The 20,226-nt window shown below is 68.3% G+C and carries 19 protein-coding genes; 16 read left to right on the top strand and 3 right to left on the bottom strand.

What is annotated here, in order from left to right; genetic code table 11:
* Positions 1–25: 25 nt before the first annotated feature.
* From adh to CJ179_RS06680, 8 genes are all read left to right on the top strand, one after another.
* The gene (adh, locus tag CJ179_RS06715; RefSeq protein WP_095860950.1) at positions 26–1,549 is read left to right on the top strand and encodes an aldehyde dehydrogenase; all 1,524 of its coding nucleotides are present in this window, start codon (positions 26–28) and stop codon (positions 1,547–1,549) included.
* Positions 1,549–2,091, top strand: a complete 543-nt coding sequence (locus CJ179_RS06710) for a DUF779 domain-containing protein (RefSeq protein ID WP_072945608.1) — start codon at positions 1,549–1,551, stop codon at positions 2,089–2,091. The genes adh and CJ179_RS06710 overlap by 1 nt, the downstream gene beginning before the upstream one ends.
* A gap of 153 nt (positions 2,092–2,244) precedes the next feature.
* A complete protein-coding gene (eat, locus tag CJ179_RS06705; RefSeq protein ID WP_072945610.1) occupies positions 2,245–3,699 on the top strand; it encodes an ethanolamine permease in 1,455 nt (484 codons plus the stop codon).
* On the top strand, positions 3,696–5,108 hold the full coding sequence (locus tag CJ179_RS06700; protein WP_095860949.1) for an ethanolamine ammonia-lyase subunit EutB: 1,413 nt from the start codon (positions 3,696–3,698) through the stop codon (positions 5,106–5,108). The genes eat and CJ179_RS06700 overlap by 4 nt, the downstream gene beginning before the upstream one ends.
* Positions 5,105–5,872, top strand: coding sequence for an ethanolamine ammonia-lyase subunit EutC (eutC, locus tag CJ179_RS06695; RefSeq protein WP_095860948.1), 768 nt, complete (start codon positions 5,105–5,107; stop codon positions 5,870–5,872). Before CJ179_RS06700 ends, eutC begins: the two co-directional genes overlap by 4 nt.
* A 78-nt stretch (positions 5,873–5,950) precedes the next feature.
* Positions 5,951–6,496 carry a hypothetical protein gene (locus CJ179_RS06690; protein WP_072945617.1) on the top strand — a complete coding sequence of 182 codons (546 nt, stop codon included), beginning with the start codon at positions 5,951–5,953 and terminating at the stop codon, positions 6,494–6,496.
* A gap of 120 nt (positions 6,497–6,616) precedes the next feature.
* The gene (locus tag CJ179_RS06685) at positions 6,617–7,957 is read left to right on the top strand and encodes an MFS transporter (RefSeq protein WP_373560125.1); all 1,341 of its coding nucleotides are present in this window, start codon (positions 6,617–6,619) and stop codon (positions 7,955–7,957) included.
* A gap of 161 nt (positions 7,958–8,118) precedes the next feature.
* Positions 8,119–9,756: an AMP-binding protein gene (locus CJ179_RS06680; RefSeq protein WP_072945619.1), complete on the top strand. Its 1,638-nt coding sequence runs from the start codon at positions 8,119–8,121 to the stop codon at positions 9,754–9,756.
* 11 nt (positions 9,757–9,767) lie between these two features.
* On the opposite strand, the gene CJ179_RS06675 is transcribed toward CJ179_RS06680, so the two are convergent.
* Positions 9,768–10,265, bottom strand: coding sequence for an ankyrin repeat domain-containing protein (locus CJ179_RS06675; protein ID WP_095860947.1), 498 nt, complete (start codon positions 10,263–10,265; stop codon positions 9,768–9,770).
* Positions 10,266–10,277: 12 nt separating this feature from the next.
* Entirely contained in the window at positions 10,278–10,862 is a 585-nt protein-coding gene (locus tag CJ179_RS06670) for a heme-binding protein (RefSeq protein WP_095860946.1), read from the bottom strand.
* A 164-nt stretch (positions 10,863–11,026) separates the two neighbouring features.
* Here CJ179_RS06670 and CJ179_RS06665 point away from each other — a divergent pair, with 164 nt between their 5' ends.
* The 3 genes from CJ179_RS06665 to CJ179_RS06655 all read left to right on the top strand — a co-directional run bounded on the left by CJ179_RS06665 (position 11,027) and on the right by CJ179_RS06655 (position 13,269).
* Positions 11,027–12,229, top strand: coding sequence for a sensor histidine kinase (locus tag CJ179_RS06665; protein WP_095860945.1), 1,203 nt, complete (start codon positions 11,027–11,029; stop codon positions 12,227–12,229).
* Entirely contained in the window at positions 12,226–12,852 is a 627-nt protein-coding gene (locus tag CJ179_RS06660) for a response regulator transcription factor (RefSeq protein ID WP_095860944.1), read from the top strand. The genes CJ179_RS06665 and CJ179_RS06660 overlap by 4 nt, the downstream gene beginning before the upstream one ends.
* A 147-nt stretch (positions 12,853–12,999) precedes the next feature.
* Positions 13,000–13,269, top strand: coding sequence for a GlsB/YeaQ/YmgE family stress response membrane protein (locus CJ179_RS06655; RefSeq protein ID WP_072945630.1), 270 nt, complete (start codon positions 13,000–13,002; stop codon positions 13,267–13,269).
* A 49-nt stretch (positions 13,270–13,318) separates the two neighbouring features.
* Here CJ179_RS06655 and CJ179_RS06650 read toward each other — a convergent pair whose 3' ends face one another.
* Positions 13,319–13,960: a TetR/AcrR family transcriptional regulator gene (locus CJ179_RS06650; protein ID WP_095860943.1), complete on the bottom strand. Its 642-nt coding sequence runs from the start codon at positions 13,958–13,960 to the stop codon at positions 13,319–13,321.
* A 115-nt stretch (positions 13,961–14,075) separates the two neighbouring features.
* On the opposite strand from CJ179_RS06650, the gene CJ179_RS06645 reads away from it, so the two are divergent.
* From CJ179_RS06645 to CJ179_RS06625, 5 genes are read left to right on the top strand one after another with little or no spacing between them, the layout of a single operon-like run.
* Complete coding sequence (locus CJ179_RS06645; protein ID WP_095860942.1) at positions 14,076–15,665, top strand: carboxyl transferase domain-containing protein; 1,590 nt, start codon at positions 14,076–14,078, stop codon at positions 15,663–15,665.
* 14 nt (positions 15,666–15,679) lie between these two features.
* A complete protein-coding gene (locus CJ179_RS06640; protein WP_095860941.1) occupies positions 15,680–17,689 on the top strand; it encodes an acetyl/propionyl/methylcrotonyl-CoA carboxylase subunit alpha in 2,010 nt (669 codons plus the stop codon).
* A complete protein-coding gene (locus CJ179_RS06635) occupies positions 17,686–18,846 on the top strand; it encodes an acyl-CoA dehydrogenase family protein (protein ID WP_072945639.1) in 1,161 nt (386 codons plus the stop codon). Before CJ179_RS06640 ends, CJ179_RS06635 begins: the two co-directional genes overlap by 4 nt.
* Positions 18,843–19,343, top strand: coding sequence for a MaoC family dehydratase (locus CJ179_RS06630; protein ID WP_072945641.1), 501 nt, complete (start codon positions 18,843–18,845; stop codon positions 19,341–19,343). The genes CJ179_RS06635 and CJ179_RS06630 overlap by 4 nt, the downstream gene beginning before the upstream one ends.
* Positions 19,340–20,173 (top strand): CoA ester lyase, encoded by an 834-nt coding sequence (locus CJ179_RS06625; RefSeq protein ID WP_072945643.1) that lies wholly within the window; start codon positions 19,340–19,342, stop codon positions 20,171–20,173. The genes CJ179_RS06630 and CJ179_RS06625 overlap by 4 nt, the downstream gene beginning before the upstream one ends.
* The last annotated feature ends 53 nt before the right edge of the window (positions 20,174–20,226 follow it).

The following is a 20,226-nucleotide window of genomic DNA, read 5'->3' as shown; positions in this document are numbered from 1 at the left end:
GTTTCACGACACCAGGGAGTTATCGATGACCGTGTATGCCCGCCCGGGTTCGCCCGACGCCGTCATGTCCTTCCAATCGCGTTACGACAACTGGATCGGCGGCCAGTGGGTTGCGCCCGTCAAGGGCCAGTACTTCGAGAATCCGACCCCCGTCACCGGGCAGCCGTTCTGTGAGGTCGCGCGGTCGACGTCCGAGGACATCGAACTCGCCCTCGACGCCGCACACGCCGCGGCTCCGGCCTGGGGCAAGACGTCGGTGGCCGAGCGCGCCATCATCCTGAACAAGATCGCGGAGCGCATCGAGGAGAATCTCGAGTCCATCGCGCTCGCCGAGTCCTGGGACAACGGCAAGCCGATCCGTGAGACCCTGAACGCCGACATTCCGTTGGCCATCGACCACTTCCGTTACTTCGCCGGTGCGATCCGCGCGCAGGAAGGCGCCTTGTCGGAGATCGACTCCGACACCGTCGCCTACCACTTCCACGAGCCGCTCGGCGTCGTCGGCCAGATCATCCCGTGGAACTTCCCGATCCTCATGGCCGTGTGGAAGCTCGCTCCCGCACTCGCCGCGGGAAACGCGGTCGTCCTCAAGCCCGCCGAGCAGACTCCGGCGTCGATCCTGCACCTGATCTCCGTCATCGGCGACCTGCTGCCCGCCGGTGTGATCAACATCGTCAACGGCTTCGGTGTCGAGGCGGGCAAGCCGCTCGCCTCGAGCCCGCGGATCCGGAAGATCGCGTTCACCGGTGAGACCACCACCGGCCGGCTCATCATGCAGTACGCGTCCCAGAACCTGATCCCCGTCACCCTCGAACTCGGCGGCAAGAGCCCCAACATCTTCTTCTCCGACGTGCTGTCGTCCAACGACGACTACCAGGACAAGGCGCTCGAGGGCTTCACGATGTTCGCCCTCAACCAGGGTGAGGTGTGCACCTGCCCGTCGCGGTCGCTGATCCAGGAGGACATCTTCGACGAGTTCCTCGCGATGGCGGCCATCCGCACCAAGGCCGTCCGCCAGGGCGACCCGCTCGACACCGACACGATGATCGGCGCGCAGGCCTCCAACGATCAGCTCGAGAAGATCCTGTCGTACATCGAGATCGGCAAGGGCGAGGGTGCGAAGGTGATCACCGGTGGTGAGCGCGCCGAACTCGGCGGCGACCTGTCCGGCGGCTACTATGTGCAGCCGACCATCTTCACCGGTCAGAACAAGATGCGGATCTTCCAGGAGGAGATCTTCGGTCCCGTCGTGTCGGTCACGTCATTCAAGGATTACGACCAGGCCATCGAGATCGCGAACGACACGCTGTACGGCCTCGGCGCCGGCGTGTGGTCCCGCGACGGCGGCGTCGCCTACCGGGCGGGCCGCGACATCCAGGCCGGCCGCGTGTGGACCAACACGTACCACCAGTACCCGGCGCACGCCGCGTTCGGTGGCTACAAGCAGTCCGGCATCGGCCGCGAGAACCACCTGATGATGCTCGAGCACTACCAGCAGACGAAGAACCTGCTGGTCAGCTACGCCCAGAAGGCTCAGGGCTTCTTCTGATGGACGCAGCCCGGGCGCCTCAGCGCCTGAAGGCAACCGCCGGGGCGGTGGAGCTTCTCCGCCGCCTCGGCGGTACCCACGGGGCGCTGATGATGCATCAATCCGGCGGATGCTGCGACGGGTCCGCGCCGATGTGTTACCCCGACGGCGAATTCATCGTCGGCGACCGCGACGTGCTGCTCGGTGTCCTCGACCTGCGTCTCGGGGTGGGGGAGACCCCGTCCACCCGGCCCGAGGGTGCCGATGCCCTGCCCGTGTGGATCTCCGGTTCGCAGTTCGAGGCGTGGAAGCACACCCAGCTGGTGCTCGACGTGGTGCCCGGTCGCGGTTCGGGCTTCAGCCTCGAAAGCCCGGAAGGCATGCGCTTCCTCAGCCGTGCGCGTGCCTTCACCCCGGAGGAGAACACCAGCCTCGCCGCGGAGGACGTCATCGTGGGCGAGCGGTGGGAGCAGGGCTGGAGACCCGCACCCTCACCCGAACCGCAAGTGGTCGCCGAAGCCGTCGACGCATGTCCCGTGCCCGCTCGCCGCCCGGGCCCCTAGCGCCCGAAGTTCACTGCGACCGCGGTTTTTACGTCGTGGTCACGTTTTGCTGACACGACGTGTACACAGCTCATTCACCATTGGCCTCGGCCGTTCGGCACCGCTCTCGCGCGGCGCCGGCGAGGCAACATTCGGATCGACGTAGGGGACGGAATGTCACTCGTAGAACCATCCAAGAATTCCGGAACCGGTAAACACCACGATGCTGCCGACTTCCACTCCGAAGACAACAGCTATCTGGAAAAACGCACGCTCCGAAAGGGTTCGGCGGGCTGGGTGCTGCTCGCAGGCCTCGGCGTCAGCTACGTGATCTCCGGCGACTACGCCGGATGGAACAACGGGCTGGCCGAGGGCGGATTCGGCGGACTGCTGATCGCCGGCGTCGTCATCGCGGGCATGTACCTGGCCATGGTGCTGGGGATGGCCGAGATGTCCTCCGCCCTGCCCGCCGCGGGCGGCGGTTACACGTTCGCCCGCCGGGCGCTCGGACCGTGGGGCGGATTCGCCACCGGCACCGCCATTCTCATCGAATACGCGATCGCGCCCGCCGCCATCGCGACGTTCATCGGCAGCTACGTCGAATCACTGAACCTGTTCGGCATCACCGACGGGTGGTGGGTGTACCTGGCGGTCTACGCGATCTTCATCGGAATCCACCTGACCGGCGCCGGCGAGGCGCTCAAAGCCATGTTCGTCATCACGGCGATCGCACTCGTCGGGCTCGTGATCTTCGCGGTCTCCGCGATCGGGCTGTTCGACGCGGGCAACCTCACCGACATCGCCCCGACCGATGCAGCGGGGGCATCGAGTTTCCTGCCGTTCGGCGCTTTCGGCATCTGGGCGGCCGTCCCGTTCGCCATCTGGTTCTTCCTCGCCGTCGAAGGCGTGCCGCTGGCCGCCGAAGAGGCACGCGAGCCGGAGAAGAACGTACCGCGCGGAATCATCATCAGCATGCTCATCCTCATCGTCACGGGGGCCACGGTCCTGTTCCTCGCGACGGGAGCACTGGGTGCCGAGAGCCTGTCGACGTCCGGGAATCCGCTGGTCGAGGCGCTCGGTGACGGAACCGCGGCGAAGGTCGTCAACTACATCGGCCTGGCCGGCCTCGTCGCCAGCTTCTTCTCGATCATGTACGCCTACTCGCGGCAGACGTTCGCGCTGTCCCGCGCCGGTTACCTGCCGACGAACCTGTCGGTCACCAACTCGCGGAAAGCGCCCACGCTCGCACTCATCGTCCCGGGTGTCATCGGGTTCGCACTCTCGCTCACCGGTGAAGGCGCGATGCTGCTGAACATGGCCGTGTTCGGCGCGGCCGTCAGCTACGTGCTGATGATGGTCAGCCACATCGTCCTCCGCAGGCGCGAGCCGGAGATGAAGCGGCCGTACCGCACACCCGGCGGCATCGTCACCACATCGTTCGCGCTGGTCATCGCGGCCGCCGCGGTGATCGCCACGTTCCTCGTCGATCCGGTCGCCGCACTGTGGACGCTGATCGCGTTCGCGGCCTTCATGGCGTACTTCGGCCTGTACAGCCGCCATCACCTCGTTGCCAATTCGCCCGACGAGGAGTTTGCTGTTCTTGCAAAGGCGGAGGAAGAACTCGAATGACCACCTACAGTCACGGAGTCGCAGGAACCGGGTACACGTTCGACGGTCTCGTCGACCTCATGGCCAAGGCGACACCGCTGCGCAGCGGGGACGAACTCGCCGGGTGCGCGGCGTCGTCCGACGCCGAACGCGCCGCCGCGCAGTGGGCGCTGGCCGATGTCCCGCTCGGCACGTTCCTGAACGAACTCGTGGTGCCTTACGAGGACGACGAGGTCACGAGGCTCATCATCGACTCGCACGACCGGGTCGCGTTCGGCGAGATCTCCCACCTCACCGTCGGCGGCCTGCGCGACTGGTTGCTGGACGTCGCGGCGCGGGACGGCGCGGCCGAGACGTTCCGCCGCGTCGCCCCGGGGCTGACACCGGAGATGGTCGCGGCAGTCAGCAAGATCATGCGCAACCAGGACCTCATCGCGGTCGCACGGGCCGTCACCGTCACCGCGGGGTTCCGCACGACGCTCGGCGTACCCGGGCACCTGGGAACCCGGTTGCAGCCCAACCATCCCACCGACGACCCCCGCGGGATCGCGGCCGCCACGCTCGACGGGCTGCTGCTCGGCTGCGGTGACGCCGTCATCGGCATCAACCCGGCCACCGATTCGCCGCACGCCACCGCGGAACTGCTGCACCTGCTCGACGACATCCGTCAGCGCTTCGACATTCCGGCGCAGTCGTGCGTGCTGTCGCATGTGACCACCACGATGGGCCTGATCGAGGACGGCGTACCCGTCGACCTGGTGTTCCAGTCGATCGCCGGAACACAGGGCGCCAATTCCAGTTTCGGCGTCGACATCTCGCTGCTGCGGCAGGCGAACGAGGCAGGCCGGTCGCTGAAACGCGGCACCGTCGGCGACAACGTGATGTATCTGGAAACGGGGCAGGGGTCGGCCCTGAGCGCCGGGGCGCACCTCGGCACGGGTGGCAGGCCCGTCGACCAGCAGACCCTGGAGACCAGGGCGTATGCGGTGGCCCGCGACCTCGAACCGCTGCTGATCAACACGGTGGTCGGGTTCATCGGACCCGAGTACCTGTACGACGGCAAGCAGATCATCAGGGCCGGACTCGAGGACCATTTCTGCGGGAAACTACTGGGCCTGCCGATGGGTGTCGACGTCTGTTACACCAACCACGCCGAGGCCGACCAGGACGACATGGACACGCTGCTCACCCTGCTCGGTGTGGCGGGCGCGGCCTTCGTCATCGCGGTGCCGGGCGCGGACGACGTCATGCTCGGCTATCAGAGTCTGTCGTTCCACGACGCGCTGTACGCGCGCCAAGTGCTCGGACTCAGGCCCGCACCGGAATTCGAGGACTGGATGCGCCATCTCGGCATGGTCGACGACGCCGGTCGTGTGCTGCCGGTCGACGCCGCGGCGTCGCCGCTTCGAGCGCTGACGGGGGCACGATGACCGATCCTGTCGCACAAGACTTCTGGGCGGAACTGCGAGCCACGACGCAGGCGCGTATCGGCCTCGGCCGCACCGGAGACGCGCTGCCGACGCAGCGCGTCCTCGAGTTCCGGTCGGCGCACGCCGCGGCCCGCGACGCCGTCCACCAGCCGCTCGACGCGCAGGCACTGGCCGAACAGGTCGAGGCCGTGGGCCTGGGAAGACCGGTGATCGTCACGAGCAAAGCGTCGGACCGGAGCGAATACCTGCGCCGGCCCGACCTGGGTCGCACGCCGGCAGATCTGTCCGGTGTCCCCGCGGGAACGGCCGAGGTGGGATTCGTCCTCGCCGACGGGTTGTCGCCCCGCGCGCTCACCGATCACGGGGTGTCCCTGCTGTCCGCGCTGGTCGACGAGTTCGGCGGCACGTACTCGCTGGCGCCGCCGGTGATCGCGACCCAGGCCCGGGTGGCGCTCGGCGACCACATCGCGCAGGCCCTGGGTGTGCAGACGCTCGTCCTGCTGATCGGCGAGCGGCCGGGACTGTCGGTGGCCGACAGCGTCGGCGTCTACCTCACGCACCTCCCGCGCCCCGGACGCACCGACGCCGACCGGAACTGCGTGTCCAACATCCACCCACCCGAGGGGCTCGGCTACGAACTCGCCGCTCGCGTCGTGGCGGGCCTGGTGTCCGGCGCCCGGAAACTGGGCCGGTCCGGAGTGGAGCTGAAGGACACTTCCCGCGCGGATGCGCTGGCAGCCCCCTCGGAGATCCTCGAACTGTAGTCGTGTTATCTAAAGGGCGGCAGGTCCGACCGGGCCTGCGGAGAACCGCCCTGGACGGGGTGTGACGAGGAGAGATCTATGGCCTTCGCTGGCAATGTGGACGAATTGGCCCTGCTGCAGGCGGTCCGGTTGAAAGAGCAGGTCAGCGCGGCGGTACTCGCCGAACATCTCGGTGTGAGCGCCGCGTCCGCGCAGGCCGCGTACGACGCGCTGCTGACCCAGGGCAAGGCGCAGGAGGCCTCGGACGGCCGGATCGCGCTCACCGGCGCCGGGCTGTCGGAGCTCGAGGACCAGCTCGACGCCGAGCGGGTGTCCATCGACGAGGATTCCATCGCCGAGGTGTACGAGAGCTTCGTGCCGTTCCACGAGGAGTTCGTCGGACTCATCGACACGGCCGACGCCGATCAGCTGGCGGACCTGGACCGTCGCGCGTCGGTCGTGTTCGACGACCTGTCGGCGTTCGTGCCCCGGTTGTCCCGCTACCAGGACCTGTTCGCCGATGCTCTCGCGAAAGTTGCTGCGGGGGAGACGAAGTGGATCTCGGAGCCCGTGATCGACTCCTACGCCACCGTGTGGACCGAGCTGCGCAGGGAGCTGATCGGCGCGTCCGGCGCCACCGAGTGACGTGAGCCGCGTCACCACCCCCCCATTCGGGGGTGGTGACGCAGTGAGCCGGATCACTACTTTTCCTCTCATCCGGGATACGCCCACCAGGGTGTTCCCCACGGACCACGGAGGAATCGAGTGACCACAGTCTCCAACTCGGGTGCGGGCGCCCCCCACGCCCCCACGCCGGTGCGACAGGGCGGTACCAGCGTCCGCAAGGTGGCCATTGCCAGTGGCATCGGCACGACCATCGAGTTCTACGACTTCTTCATCTACGGCACCGCCGCAGCACTGGTGTTCCCCACGGTGTTCTTTCCCGCACTCGGCTCCACCGCAGGCACCGTCGCCTCCTTCGCGACCTTCGCCGTGGCCTTCGTCGCCAGGCCGGTGGGTGCGATGCTGTTCGGCCATTACGGTGACCGGATCGGGCGGAAGAAGACCCTGATCTCCACGCTCATCCTGATGGGCGTCTCGACCTTCCTCATCGGCCTGCTGCCCGGCGCCGCGACGATCGGCGTCGCGGCCCCGATTCTGTTGGTGCTGCTGCGTTTCGGGCAGGGATTCGCCGTCGGCGGCGAGTGGGCGGGCGCCACGCTGCTGACGGCGGAGTACGCACCGCCGGGCAAACGCGGCCTCTACGCGATGTTCCCGCAACTCGGGCCCGCGGTGGCCTTCATCCTCTCCAGCGCCACGTTCCTCGTCACCGGCAGCCTGCTGGGCGACACCAACGAGGTCTTCCTCGACTACGGGTGGCGGATTCCGTTCCTGTTCAGTGCCGTCCTGGTCGGCATCGGTCTCTACATGCGCCTGGCGATCGAGGAGACGCCGGTGTTCCGCGCCGCTCAGCAGGCAGACCGTGCGGATGCGGCCCCGCGGACCCTCCCGCTGATGGACGCCTGGCGGTTCCAGACCAAGGAGATCCTCCTCTCGGCCGGCGCGCTGGCCACCCTGTTCGCGTTCTTCTACATGGGGACGGCGTTTCTCACCAGCTACGGCACCAAGACCCTCGGGTTCAGCCGCCCGTTCGTGCTGACGGTCGGGATCGCCTCGGCGGTGGTCTTCGGATTCACCATCGTCGTCTCGGCGCTGTACTCGGACCGGATCGGACGTCGACGGGTCATCATGATCTCCTGCGGCCTGGCCGTCGTGTGGGCGCTCGCGCTGTTCCCGCTGCTGGACACCGGTTCGCCCGTCGCGTTCACGATCGGCGTGATGGTCACGCTCGCCATCTTCGGGATCGCCTACGGTCCCTGCGGCGCCCTGCTTCCGGAAATGTTCCAGACGCGGTACCGCTACACCGGCGCGGGCCTCGGCTACAACCTCGCCGGCGTGCTCGGCGGCGCGGTGCCGCCGCTGATCGCCGCGCCCCTGGCGTCCGCGTACGGCAGTGCCGCGATCGGCGTGTTGCTCGCCGTCCTCGGTGTGGTGAGCCTGCTGTGCACGAAGGCCCTGGTGGAAACGAAAGACGACGCGCTCTGACCCCGCAGGCGAGGGGTGTCCGGACTTCGCACAGTTACCGGCACCCCTCGCCGTGCAGTATGCCCTGGATCACAACAACCAAGAGTAAGTTCGACCGCGGAAGGGCCTTCCGGTCTGCCCGTCCCGTAGGCGCCCGAACGGGTTCCTGGAGAGGAAGAGTGATGACAACCCCGCTTCCCAGCTACACCCACGGCGTGTGGGACGCCCCGATGCTCGGCGACACCATCGGAGACAACTTCGACCGGACCGTGGCGGCCCACGCCGATCGTGACGCCCTGGTCGACCGGCCGTCGGGGCGGCGGTGGACGTACGCCGAACTGAAGCGGGACGTCGACGCCGTGGCGGCGGGGTTGCTGAAGCGGGGCATCGCGAAGGGCGACCGGGTCGGGATCTGGGCGCCGAACTGCCCGGAATGGACGCTGATCCAGTACGCGACCGCGAAGATCGGCGCGATCCTCGTCAACATCAACCCCGCCTACCGGGCGCACGAATTGAAGTACGTGCTCGACCAGGCTGGTGTCCGGCTGCTCGTGTCGGCTCCGCAGTTCAAGTCATCGGACTACGCGGCGATGATCGAGGAGGTCCGGCCCGAGTGCGGCGATCTCGAGGTGGTCGTGCTGCTCGGGAGTGCCGAGTGGAGCAGGCTGGCGTCGGACGGCATGGCCGCGCATGCCGCGGATCCGGCCCGGCTGCGCGCGGCGCAGGCCGCGCTGTCGCCCGACGACCCGATCAACATCCAATACACCTCGGGGACAACCGGGTTCCCGAAGGGGGCGACGCTCAGCCACCACAACATCCTCAACAACGGGTACTTCGTCGGCGAGCTGTGCCACTACACCGAGAACGACCGCGTCTGCATCCCGGTGCCGTTCTACCACTGCTTCGGCATGGTCATGGGAAACCTCGCGTGCACGAGTCACGGCGCGACCATGGTGATTCCGGGTCCCTCGTTCGATCCGAAGGCGACGCTGCAGGCCGTCGAGGCGGAGAAGTGCACGTCGCTGTACGGGGTGCCGACGATGTTCATCGCCGAACTCGCCGAGCACGACTTCGAGTCCTTCGACCTGTCCAGTCTGCGGACCGGAATCATGGCCGGATCGCCCTGCCCGGTCGAGGTGATGAAGCACGTCATCGAACTGATGGGGATGGCCGAGGTCTCCATCTGCTACGGGATGACCGAGACGTCGCCGGTGTCGCTGCAGACGCGGTCGGACGACACCATCGACCAGAAGGTCTCCACCGTCGGCCGGGTCGGCCCACATCTCGAGGTCAAGATCGTCGATCCGGCAACAGGATTGACCGTTCCGCGGGGCGAGCCGGGGGAGCTGTGCACTCGCGGGTACTCGGTGATGCTCGGGTACTGGAACAACCCGGAGAAGACTGCGGAAGCGATCGACGCCGGACGGTGGATGCACACCGGCGACATCGGTGTGATGGACTCCGACGGGTACGTCGCGATCACCGGGCGGATCAAGGACATGGTGATCCGCGGCGGCGAGAACGTCTACCCCCGGGAGATCGAGGAGTTCCTGTACACCCACCCCGACATCCTCGACGCGCAGGTGATCGGCGTGCCGGACGCCAAGTACGGCGAGGAACTGATGGTGTGGGTGCGGATGAAGGAAGACACCGAACCTCTGGACGCGGCGAAGGTGCGCGAATTCTGCACCGGCAAGCTTGCCCACTACAAGATCCCGAAGTACGTGCACGTCGTCGACGAGTTTCCGATGACCGTGACGGGCAAGGTGCGCAAGGTCGAGATGCGTGAGCAGTCCCTCGACCTGATCGGGCACACCTGACCCGCCCCCGGTCACCCGGTCCGCAGCAGCGCCGCGACGGCATCCTGCCCGCGTCGCTCCGCGTGCTGCAGTGCCGTCCGGCCGTCGGCATCCTCGATGGCCGGATCGGCGCCCGCGTCGAGGAGCAGTCGGACGACGTCCTGGTAGCGGGCGGAGCCGTCGCCGTAGACCACGGCCTCGAGCAGTGCCGTCCAGCCCGGATCGTTGACATGGTTCACCGGAACACCCGCGTCGATCAGCATCCGCACGGTCTCGACGTGGCCGTGCTCGGCCGCCGGGATCAGCGCGGTTCCGCCGAACCGGTTAATGCTGGTCACGTCGGCGCCGTGGTCGAGGGTGAGCGCGAGAATCTCGTTCAGCCCCTCCGCGCCCGCGTACAGGAACGCCGAGTCCTCGCGGGCGTTCTTCGCGTTCACGTCGGCTCCGGCGTCGAGCAGCGCGCGCACCGCCGACGCGTCGTCACGGGCGACGGCGTCGAACAGTGCGTGCTCGAGTTCGGGAGTCGACACGGGAGCGGCTCTTCAACCCAGGGCGCCGGCGATCGCGTCGAGACCGGCCGCCGCGCAGGCCTGATCCCGCATTCCGTCGGGGGCGCCGCCGACGCCGATACCCGCGATCGACCCGCTCGCCGATTTCACACTCACGCCGCCCGCCAGGAACAACGTGCCGGGAAGGTCGGCGACCGTCGCGCCGTCGCCCTTGGCGCGTTCGCTCAGGTCGCTGGTGTTCGCGCCGAACGCGGCGGCGGTGTACGCCTTCTGCCGGGCCGCCTCCACGGTGTGCTGCGCGGCGTTGTCCCCCCGCAGCATGGCCTGCACGTTGCCGTTGCGGTCGACCACCGACACGGTGACGAAGCCCAGTCCGTCGGCCTGGCACTTCGCGAGCGCCGCCTGCGCGGCGGTCTGCGCCGCCCCGACACCGAGACGGTTCTGGCTGACCAGGCCGTCCGCGCCGTCGACCGGGGCGGGTGCGGCGGCCGTCGCGACCGGAGTGGACGCCGCCGTCGCCTCGTCCGTCGTGGAAGCGCCGCACGCGGCGGTTGCGACGATCGCGGCCAGCGGGACGGTGATCGCCAGAATGCGGGGCAGTCGGTGGAAGGTGCGCATCGGAAGGCCTTTCAAGGGAGTGACGAGCTGACGTGACCAGCCTGGCCCGCAAGCGCCGGTGACCGCATCGGGCCGACGGCGCTCCCGGGCTCATCCGTCCGGCGGGGGTAGATCATCCGAACGGTGGATCCACGACCTGCCGCACGTCCGTAGGATCCACAGACGTGACTGGACCCGTGGACGGAGTGGACAGGTCGGCCGGCGAGAGTCTGCGCGGCCCACTCGGTACGGCCATCCATGTCTCCTTCTACGTTCTCCTCGCGACGTCGACGGCGCGGTACCTCACGTACCACGGTGTCAGCGGGCAGTTCGTCGTCGTGGTCGCGTTGATCGCGGCGCTCGCCGCGCTGTACACGTCGACCGTGGTGGTGGCGCGGCGGGGCGGCGCGTGGGAACCGTGGGTGTGGCCGGTGCTGACGACGTGGGCGGTACTCGTCTGGCTCGCGCCGAGTTTCGCGTGGTGCGCGTTTCCCATGTTCTTCCTCTGCACGAGGGCCTACCCGAGCCGTATCGCGTATCCCGTCGTCGGTGTTCTCGCCGTCCTCACGTCGCTGGCGTTCTTCACGTTCTCCGGGCGCACCGAGTGGGCGGTGCTGGTGGGACCGCTGTGCACCGGCGCGCTGATCGTCATGGCGTACAGCCAGATCGAGCGGGATGGCCGGGAACGGGTGCGGCTGCTCCGTCAGGTGGCGGAGACACGGTCCCGGCTCGCGGAGACCGAGCGGGAGGCGGGGGTCCTCGCCGAACGCGAACGACTGGCCCGCGAGATCCACGACACCGTGACGCAAGGACTGACGAGCAGTCTCCTCCGGCTCGAGGCCGCCGAGCAGATCTGGGCGCAGGCAGATCCGCGGGCGGAGGCGCGGGCCCGCGAGGACGTCCGTGTGGCGACCGGAACGCTGCGCGAGAACCTGGCGGAAACCCGCAGTCTCGTGCACCATCTCGCAGCGCCCAACCTGGAATCCCAGCCGCTCGACGCGGCACTGCTCGCCGCCGCGCGTACCCACCACCCCCGGGCGGAACTCCGGATCGTGGGCACTCCGATCGCGATTCCTGCGGAGGTGGCGCACGCGCTGCTGCGGATCACCCAGAGCGCCGTCTCCAACATCACCCGGCACGCACGGGCCGACACCGTCGGTGTCACCCTGACGTACCTTCCGGACGCCGTCGCACTCGACATCTACGACGACGGCGCCGGTTTCGACCCCGCACCCAGCGGACCTCCCTCGGACCGCGGCGGATACGGCCTGCGTGCGATGCGCAGCCGCGTCGAGCAACTGGGCGGCACGTTCACCGTCGAGAGCGCACCGGGCGAGGGCACCGTGGTGGCCGCACAGATACCGTGTGCGAGAGGAACCTCGGCATGACGACCGTGACCGTGCTGCTGGTCGACGATCACGCGGTCGTGCGCGCCGGACTGCGGGCGCTGCTCGACTCCCAGCCCGACATCGAGGTGATCGCCGAGGCGGGCACGGGCGAGGAGGCGGTCGACGCCGTGACCACCCACCGGCCGCGGCTCGTGACGATGGATCTGGCCCTCGGATCCGGCATCGACGGGGTGGAGGCCATCCGCCGGATCCGGCAGGTCGACCGGGACCTGCCGGTGCTGGTGTTCACGACATACGACACGGACGCCGACGTCGTCCGCGCCGTCGACGCCGGTGCCATCGGGTACCTCCTGAAGGATTCGACGCCCCAGGAGATCTTCGCCGCCGTCCGCGGCGCGGCGGCCGGCCAGAGTGTGCTGTCGCCGCCCGTCGCGTCGCGCCTGCTGCAGCAGATGCAGCGCCCCGAGGAGGCTCTCACGCCGCGGGAGGCCGAATTGCTGACCCTGCTGGCCAAGGGGATGACCAACAAGGAACTCGGCAAAGCCCTGTTCATCAGCGAGGCGACGGTCAAGACGCACCTCGCGCACATCTACTCGAAGCTCGGTGTCGACACCCGGGCCGCGGCCGTGTCCGTGGCGCTGCGACGGCAGGGCATCCGCTGAACCGGGGGATTCGCGGTGGTACACCGCGTGAACCTTTTGGCAACGATTTGCCGAAGCCCTGTCGAACAGCTGTCCAGGTGGTTATGTTCGAAATGAGCGGTGACCTTCCGCTCGCACCATGAATTGCGTGTTGAGAGGACAAGGGCCATGGTCGGCAACATCATCGGCACCATCATCTTCGGTGCGGTCATCGGCGTTCTGGCGCGTCTCGTGATTCCGGGAAAGCAGGCGATGGGGTGGGTCATCACCGTCGTCCTCGGCATCATCGGTGCGCTGATCGGGTACTGGGTGTGGGAGGGGCTCCTCGGCAAGGGGAACACCGGAGGGATCGACTGGATCCGGTGGATCATCAGCATTGCCGCAGCGGCCGTGCTGTCGCTCGGATACACCGCGATGACGAGCAAGAACAGGGTGTAACCACCCGACAGTGCCTTGCGGCCCGTGAGTACTTCTCAACCGCCTGCGGTTAAGAAGTACTCACGGGCCGCAGGCATGAGAACGTCATGTCGCGCAGCACTTTCCGGGTGCGCGACGGGGTGGCGGGGTCGGCGCTGTGCGGGGTCGAGTTGATGAGCCCGAACGTGGCGTGCGCCTTGGTGCGGGCATCTGTCTCGTCCAGCGACGAATCCACCTGCAGAAGCACCTTCACCCAGATCTCCACGTAACGCCGCTGCGTCAGCCGGACCTCCCGGCGCGCGTCGGCGGGCAGGCTCTCCAGGTCTCGGTCCTGGATGCGAATGAGGTCGGGTTCCCCGAGTGCGAAGTCGAGATGGAAATCGATCAGACCTTCCAGCGCCGCGTCCGGGGATGTTGCCTCCGCGGCGACGAGCGACCCGCCTTCGAACAGCCGGGTGCTGATTCCGACGAGCAGTTCGACGAGGACGGCGTCCTTGTTGGGGAAGTGCCGGTACACGGCGGGGCCGCTGATTCCCGCCGCGGAGCCGAGGTCCTCGAGGCGGACTCCGAGGAAGCCCCGTTCGGCGATGAGGCGGGCGGCGGCGTCGAGCAGCTGGCGGCGGCGATCCGCCTTCATCTGCTCGCGGCGCGTGATCGGGGCACCGTCGATGGTCGGGGTCGTCGCTTCGGTGCCGTCGACGTCTGCAGTCATCGCCTTGCTCTTTCCGGGGTGCGGTCTGGACAACTCAGTTAATCACAGTTATCTTAGTTTCAGTTATCGAGCATTAACTCACTCGGCACGGGCGTCAAGAAAAGAAGGCGGCAGGATGGCACTGGGCGGAATCACTGCACGGGAGGGCTACCGGGCAGAGCACACGAAATTGGTCGACGAGCTGAAGTCGCGGCTGGCCGTGGCCGCGCTCGGCGGCAGCGAGAAGTCGCGCGAGCGGCACGTGAGCCGAGGCAAGCTGCTGCCCCGCGATCGGGTGGACACGCTGCTCGATCCCGGCAGCCCGTTCCTGGAGATCTCGCCGCTGGCGGCGAACGGCCTGTACGACGACGAGTGCCCCGGTGCGGGCGTCATCGCCGGCATCGGCCGGGTGTCCGGCCGGGAATGCGTGATCGTCGCCAACGACGCGACCGTCAAGGGCGGCACCTACTACCCGATGACGGTGAAGAAGCACCTGCGGGCGCAGGAGATCGCGCTGCAGAACCAGCTTCCCTGCATCTACCTCGTCGACTCCGGCGGAGCGTTCCTGCCCAGGCAGGACGAGGTGTTCCCCGACCGCGAGCACTTCGGGCGCATCTTCTACAACCAGGCCACGATGAGCGCGCAGGGAATCCCGCAGATCGCGGCGGTCCTCGGCTCCTGCACCGCGGGCGGCGCCTACGTGCCAGCGATGAGCGACGAGGCGGTCATCGTCCGCAACCAGGGCACCATCTTCCTGGGCGGCCCGCCGCTGGTGAAGGCGGCGACCGGTGAGGTCGTGACGGCCGAGGAACTCGGCGGCGGCGACCTGCACTCGAAGGTTTCCGGTGTCACCGACCACCTCGCGGAGGACGACCAGGACGCGTTGCGGATCGTGCGGAACATCGTCGCGACCCTCGGCCCGCGCGCCGAGCGTCCGTGGGACGTGATCAGCGCCGTCCCCGCGACGGCGCCGCAGACCGACCTGTACGACGTGGTCCCCACCGACCCGCGCACCCCCTACGACGTCCACGAGGTCATCGACCGCATCGTCGACGGCAGCCAATTCCAGGAGTTCAAGGCCGAGTACGGCAAGACCCTGGTCACCGGATTCGCGCACATCGAGGGCCACCCGGTCGGCATTATCGCCAACAACGGTGTGCTGTTCGCCGAGTCCGCGATGAAGGGTGCGCATTTCATCGAGCTGTGCGACAAGCGCAAGATTCCGCTGCTGTTCCTGCAGAACATCGCCGGTTTCATGGTCGGTCGCGACTACGAGGCCGGCGGCATCGCCAAGCACGGCGCGAAGATGGTGACCGCGGTGGCGTGTGCGCGGGTGCCGAAACTGACCGTCGTGATCGGCGGCTCCTACGGGGCGGGCAACTACTCGATGTGCGGGCGGGCGTACTCGCCGCGGTTCCTGTGGATGTGGCCGAACGCCCGGATCTCCGTGATGGGCGGGGAGCAGGCGGCGTCGGTGCTCTCGACGGTGCGCAGCGAACAACTCGACAGCGCGGGCAACCCCTGGTCGGCCGAGGACGAGGAGGCGTTCAAGGCGCCGATCCGCGAGCAGTACGAGGCGCAGGGCAACCCGTACTACTCGACCGCCCGGCTGTGGGACGACGGCATCATCGACCCCGCCGATACCAGAACTGTTCTCGGACTGGCGCTCTCGGTGTGTGCGAACGCACCGGTCGAGCCGGTCTCCTACGGCGTTTTCCGGATGTGAGTGGAATGACTGAAATGACTCGGATCGATACCGTCCTGGTGGCCAACCGCGGCGAGATCGCGGTGCGCGTGATCCGCACGCTGCGGGCCATGGGCATCCGTTCCGTCGCCGTCTTCAGCGAGGCGGACCGGGACGCGCGGCACGTCCGCGAGGCCGACACCGCGGTGCTGCTCGGCCCGGCCGCGGCGCGGGAGAGTTACCTCGTCATCGAGAAGGTGATCGAGGCTGCCCGCGCCACCGGCGCGCAGGGCATCCATCCCGGGTACGGGTTCCTGTCGGAGAACTCCAAGTTCGCCGGCGCGTGCGCGGATGCGGGGATCGCGTTCCTCGGCCCGTCCGCTCACGCCATCGAGGTGATGGGCGACAAGATCACCGCCAAGAACGCGGTGGCGACGTTCGACGTGCCGGTCGTCCCCGGCATCGCCCGGCCCGGCCTGTCCGACGACGAACTGATCGCGGCCGCAGGCGACATCGGATACCCGGTGCTCGTCAAGCCCTCGGCGGGCGGCGGCGGCAAGGGCATGCGCCTGGTGGAGGAGCCGGGCGCGCTGGCCGAGGCGCTGCGCAGCGCGCGGCGTGAGGCGGCGTCGGCGTTCGGCGACGACACCCTCTTCCTCGAGCGATTCGTTCTGCGCCCCCGGCACATCGAGGTGCAGATCCTCGCGGACGGGCACGGCAACGTCGTCCACCTCGGGGAGCGCGAATGCAGTCTGCAGCGCAGGCACCAGAAGGTCATCGAGGAGGCGCCGTCGCCGCTGCTGGACGAGGCGACCCGCGCCCGGATCGGCGAGGCCGCCTGCAACACCGCGCGCAGCGTCGACTACTCCGGAGCGGGAACGGTCGAGTTCATCGTCTCCGCCGACAAGCCCGACGAGTTCTTCTTCATGGAGATGAACACCCGGTTGCAGGTCGAGCACCCGGTCACCGAACTCGTGACCGGTCTCGACCTCGTCGAGTGGCAGGTGCGGGTCGCCGCCGGTGAGCCGCTCGGGTTCACCCAGGACGACATCACCCTCACCGGCCACGCCATCGAAGCCCGCGTCTACGCCGAGGACCCGAGCCGCGGCTTCCTCCCCACCGGCGGACTCGTCGCCGACGTGGTCGAACCCGCCGGCCCCGGTGTCCGCGTCGATTCCGGGTTGCAGCCCGGCACGGTGGTGGGCAGCGATTACGACCCGATGCTGGCGAAGGTCATCGCCCACGCCGACGACCGCGCCGCCGCGCTGCGGAAACTGGACCGCGCCCTGGCCGGCACGGGTGTGCTGGGCGTGGTCACCAACATCGAGTTCGCGCGCTTCCTGCTCGCCGACCCGGACGTGGTGGCGGGCGATCTCGACACCGGTCTGCTCGATCGGCGGCTCGAGGACTTCGTCGCCGCGGAGGCCACCGACGGCGCCCTGATCGCCGCCGCGGCGTTCCGGTGGTTGCAGCGCTGGCCCGTGGGGGCGCAGGCCGACCCGTGGGACGTTCCGAGCGGCTGGCGGGTCGGGACGCCCGCACCCACCAGCATCCGGTTGTCCTCGCCCACCCGCACCGACCACGTGCGGATCACAGGCAGCCCGTCCGAGGCCACCGCACAGGTCGAGGACGGCGACACCCTGTCGCTGACCGCGGCGCTCGACGGGTCCACGCTCTCGGTGGTGATCGACGGCAGGCGCGAGACCTACCGGGTCGCCCAGACCGACGGGCACATCTGGCTCGCCGGGTCCGACGGCACGACGATGCTGCGTGAGGTCCGCGAACTCAGTGTCCGCACCGGCGACGTCCACGCAGGCGAGGCGGAGATCACCAGCCCCATGCCCGGATCCGTCATTGCCGTCGGCGCCGAAGCGGGCGCCCACGTCACCGCCGGCCAGAGCCTCGTCGTGGTCGAGGCGATGAAGATGGAACATTCGCTCACCGCCCCCGTCGACGGCGTCGTCGACATCCTCGTCGCGCCCGGTGACCAGGTGATGGTCGACCAACTGCTCGCCCGAGTCACCCCGCACACCGACACCACCGACACGAAAGAAGACGCGTCATGACCGAATTCCTTGCCACCGGCCAGCTTCCGGACGAGTACCAGCAGTTGGCGAAGACCGTCGCCGACTTCGCCAAGAACGTGGTGGCACCGGTCGCGGCGGAACACGACGCCAACCACACCTTCCCGTACGAGGTGGTGTCGGGGATGGCCGACATGGGCCTGTTCGGCCTGCCCTTCCCCGAGGAGTACGGCGGAATGGGCGGCGACTACTTCGCCCTGTGCCTGGCGCTCGAAGAACTCGGCAAGGTCGACCAGAGTGTCGCGATCACCCTGGAAGCCGGTGTGTCGCTGGGTGCGATGCCGATCTACCGGTTCGGCAACGAGGAGCAGAAGCAGGAATGGCTGCCGCAGCTGACGAGCGGCAAGAGCCTGGCCGCGTTCGGGCTCACCGAGCCGGGTGCCGGAAGCGACGCCGGCGGCACGAAGACCACCGCGAAGTTCGACAGCGGTGAATGGATCATCAACGGCAACAAGCAGTTCATCACCAACTCCGGAACCGACATCACCAAGCTCGTCACCGTCACCGCAGTGACCGGGACGAAGGACGGCAAGAAGGAGATCTCCACCATCCTCGTGCCGACGTCGACACCCGGCTTCACCGCCGAACCGGCGTACAACAAGGTCGGCTGGAACGCCTCCGACACCCACCCGCTCACGTTCGCGGACGTGCGCGTCCCGGAGGAGAACCTGCTCGGCGAGCGTGGCCGCGGGTACGCGAACTTCCTGCGGATCCTCGACGAGGGGCGCATCGCCATCGCCGCGCTCAGCGTCGGCGCCGCCCAGGGATGCGTCGACGAGTCGGTCAAGTACGCCAAGGAACGGGAGGCGTTCGGGCGGCCGATCGGGCACAACCAGGCCATTGCGTTCAAGATCGCCCGCATGGAGGCGCGCGCCCACACCGCGCGCACGGCGTACTACGACGCCGCCGCCCGGATGCTGTCCGGCAAGCCGTTCAAGAAGCAGGCCGCCATCGCCAAGCTCGTCGCCTCCGAGGCCGCGATGGACAACGCCAGGGACGCCACCCAGATCCACGGCGGCTACGGGTTCATGAACGAGTACACGGTGGCGCGGCACTACCGGGACAGCAAGATCCTGGAGATCGGCGAGGGCACCACCGAGGTCCAGCTGATGCTGATCGCGCGGGAGGCGGGACTGTGACCTCCGCGGAGAGCACCACGGACACCGAACCGAGGCGAATCGTCCAGCGGGGCCTGTGGTTCGAGGAGTTCGAGCTGGGCGCGGTGTACGAGCACCGCCCCGGCCGGACCGTCACCGAGGCCGACAACGTCCTGTTCACGACGCAGACGATGAACACCCAGGCCCTGCACCTGGATGCGGCGTACAGCGAGGGCACCCAGTTCGGCGAGCGCCTCGTCAACTCGATGTTCACCCTCTCGACGCTGGTCGGACTGTCGGTGGCGCAGCTGACGCAGGGGACCATCGTCGCGAACCTGGGGTTCTCGGAGATCAGTTTCCCGAAGCCGCTGTTCCACGGGGACACGCTGTACGCGGAGACGAAGATCGCGGACAAACGCGAATCGAAGAGCCGTCCCGGCGAGGGCATCGTCACGCTCGAGCACACCGGCCGCAACCAGAACGGCGACGTGGTGGCGATCGCGGTCCGCAAGACCCTCGTCCAGAAGAAGCCGTCGTGAGCTGGGAACTGCCCGGTCCCGCCTGGTTGTTCTGCCCGGCGGACCGGCCCGAACGGTACGCGAAGGCGGCCGCGGCGGCCGACGTCGTGATCCTCGACCTCGAGGACGGGGTGGCGGCCGGCGACAAGGAGGCGGCCCGGGTCGCCCTCATCGACACCCCGCTCGATCCCGATCGCACCGTCGTGCGGGTCAACCCGGTCGGCACCGAAGACCACGAACGCGACCTGCTGGCGCTCGACGGCACCCGCTACACCCGGCTCATGCTGGCCAAGTGCGAGTCGGCCGACCAGGTGCTGTCGCTGGCTCCGCGCGAGGTGATCGCCCTGGTCGAGTCGCCGCTCGGTGCGCTCGCGGTCACCGAGATCGCGTTGGCGGCCAGCACCATCGGTGTGATGTGGGGGGCCGAAGACCTCGTCGCCGCGATGGGCGGCAACTCCAGCCGCCGCGACGACGGCAGCTACCGCGACGTCGCCACCCAGGTGCGGTCGTCGACGCTGCTGGCGGCCAAGGGTTATCACCGGCTCGCGCTGGACTCCGTCTATCTCGACATCAAGGACCTGGGTGGGCTCCGCGCCGAAGCACTCGATGCCGTCGCCGTCGGATTCGACGTCAAGGTCGCCATCCACCCGAGTCAGGTCGCGGTGATCCGCGAGGCGTATGCGCCGTCCGAAGAGGACGTCGACTGGGCGACGCGGGTTCTCGCCGCCGTCGCCGATCAGCGCGGGGTGTTCGCGTTCGAGGGAAAGATGGTGGACGCGCCGGTCCTGCGTCACGCCGAGGCGATCCTGCGCCGCTCACAGGTCGGTTCGGCGCGGGACACGCCGGCCTGAGGTCGGCAGTAGGCGGCGAAAGAGCGCGGAACGGCCGCGCTCTCGGGGAAGAT

The sequence above is a fragment of the Rhodococcus sp. ACS1 genome, assembly GCF_002300155.1.
GTDB classification, from domain to species: Bacteria; Actinomycetota; Actinomycetes; order Mycobacteriales; family Mycobacteriaceae; genus Rhodococcus_F; species Rhodococcus_F koreensis.
Note: the sequence above shows the minus strand (reverse complement) of the source record. Positions and strands in the feature narration are given on the sequence as shown.

Excerpts from the sequence above, each read along its gene's own strand:
- adh (WP_095860950.1), top strand. The coding sequence starts at position 26 with ATGACCGTGTATGCCCGCCCGGGTTCGCCCGACGCCGTCATGTCCTTC.
- CJ179_RS06710 (WP_072945608.1), top strand. The coding sequence starts at position 1,549 with ATGGACGCAGCCCGGGCGCCTCAGCGCCTGAAGGCAACCGCCGGGGCG.
- eat (WP_072945610.1), top strand. The coding sequence starts at position 2,245 with ATGTCACTCGTAGAACCATCCAAGAATTCCGGAACCGGTAAACACCAC.
- CJ179_RS06700 (WP_095860949.1), top strand. The coding sequence starts at position 3,696 with ATGACCACCTACAGTCACGGAGTCGCAGGAACCGGGTACACGTTCGAC.
- eutC (WP_095860948.1), top strand. The coding sequence starts at position 5,105 with ATGACCGATCCTGTCGCACAAGACTTCTGGGCGGAACTGCGAGCCACG.
- CJ179_RS06690 (WP_072945617.1), top strand. The coding sequence starts at position 5,951 with ATGGCCTTCGCTGGCAATGTGGACGAATTGGCCCTGCTGCAGGCGGTC.
- CJ179_RS06680 (WP_072945619.1), top strand. The coding sequence starts at position 8,119 with ATGACAACCCCGCTTCCCAGCTACACCCACGGCGTGTGGGACGCCCCG.
- CJ179_RS06670 (WP_095860946.1), bottom strand. The coding sequence starts at position 10,862 with ATGCGCACCTTCCACCGACTGCCCCGCATTCTGGCGATCACCGTCCCG.
- CJ179_RS06660 (WP_095860944.1), top strand. The coding sequence starts at position 12,226 with ATGACGACCGTGACCGTGCTGCTGGTCGACGATCACGCGGTCGTGCGC.
- CJ179_RS06655 (WP_072945630.1), top strand. The coding sequence starts at position 13,000 with ATGGTCGGCAACATCATCGGCACCATCATCTTCGGTGCGGTCATCGGC.
- CJ179_RS06650 (WP_095860943.1), bottom strand. The coding sequence starts at position 13,960 with ATGACTGCAGACGTCGACGGCACCGAAGCGACGACCCCGACCATCGAC.
- CJ179_RS06645 (WP_095860942.1), top strand. The coding sequence starts at position 14,076 with ATGGCACTGGGCGGAATCACTGCACGGGAGGGCTACCGGGCAGAGCAC.
- CJ179_RS06640 (WP_095860941.1), top strand. The coding sequence starts at position 15,680 with ATGACTCGGATCGATACCGTCCTGGTGGCCAACCGCGGCGAGATCGCG.
- CJ179_RS06635 (WP_072945639.1), top strand. The coding sequence starts at position 17,686 with ATGACCGAATTCCTTGCCACCGGCCAGCTTCCGGACGAGTACCAGCAG.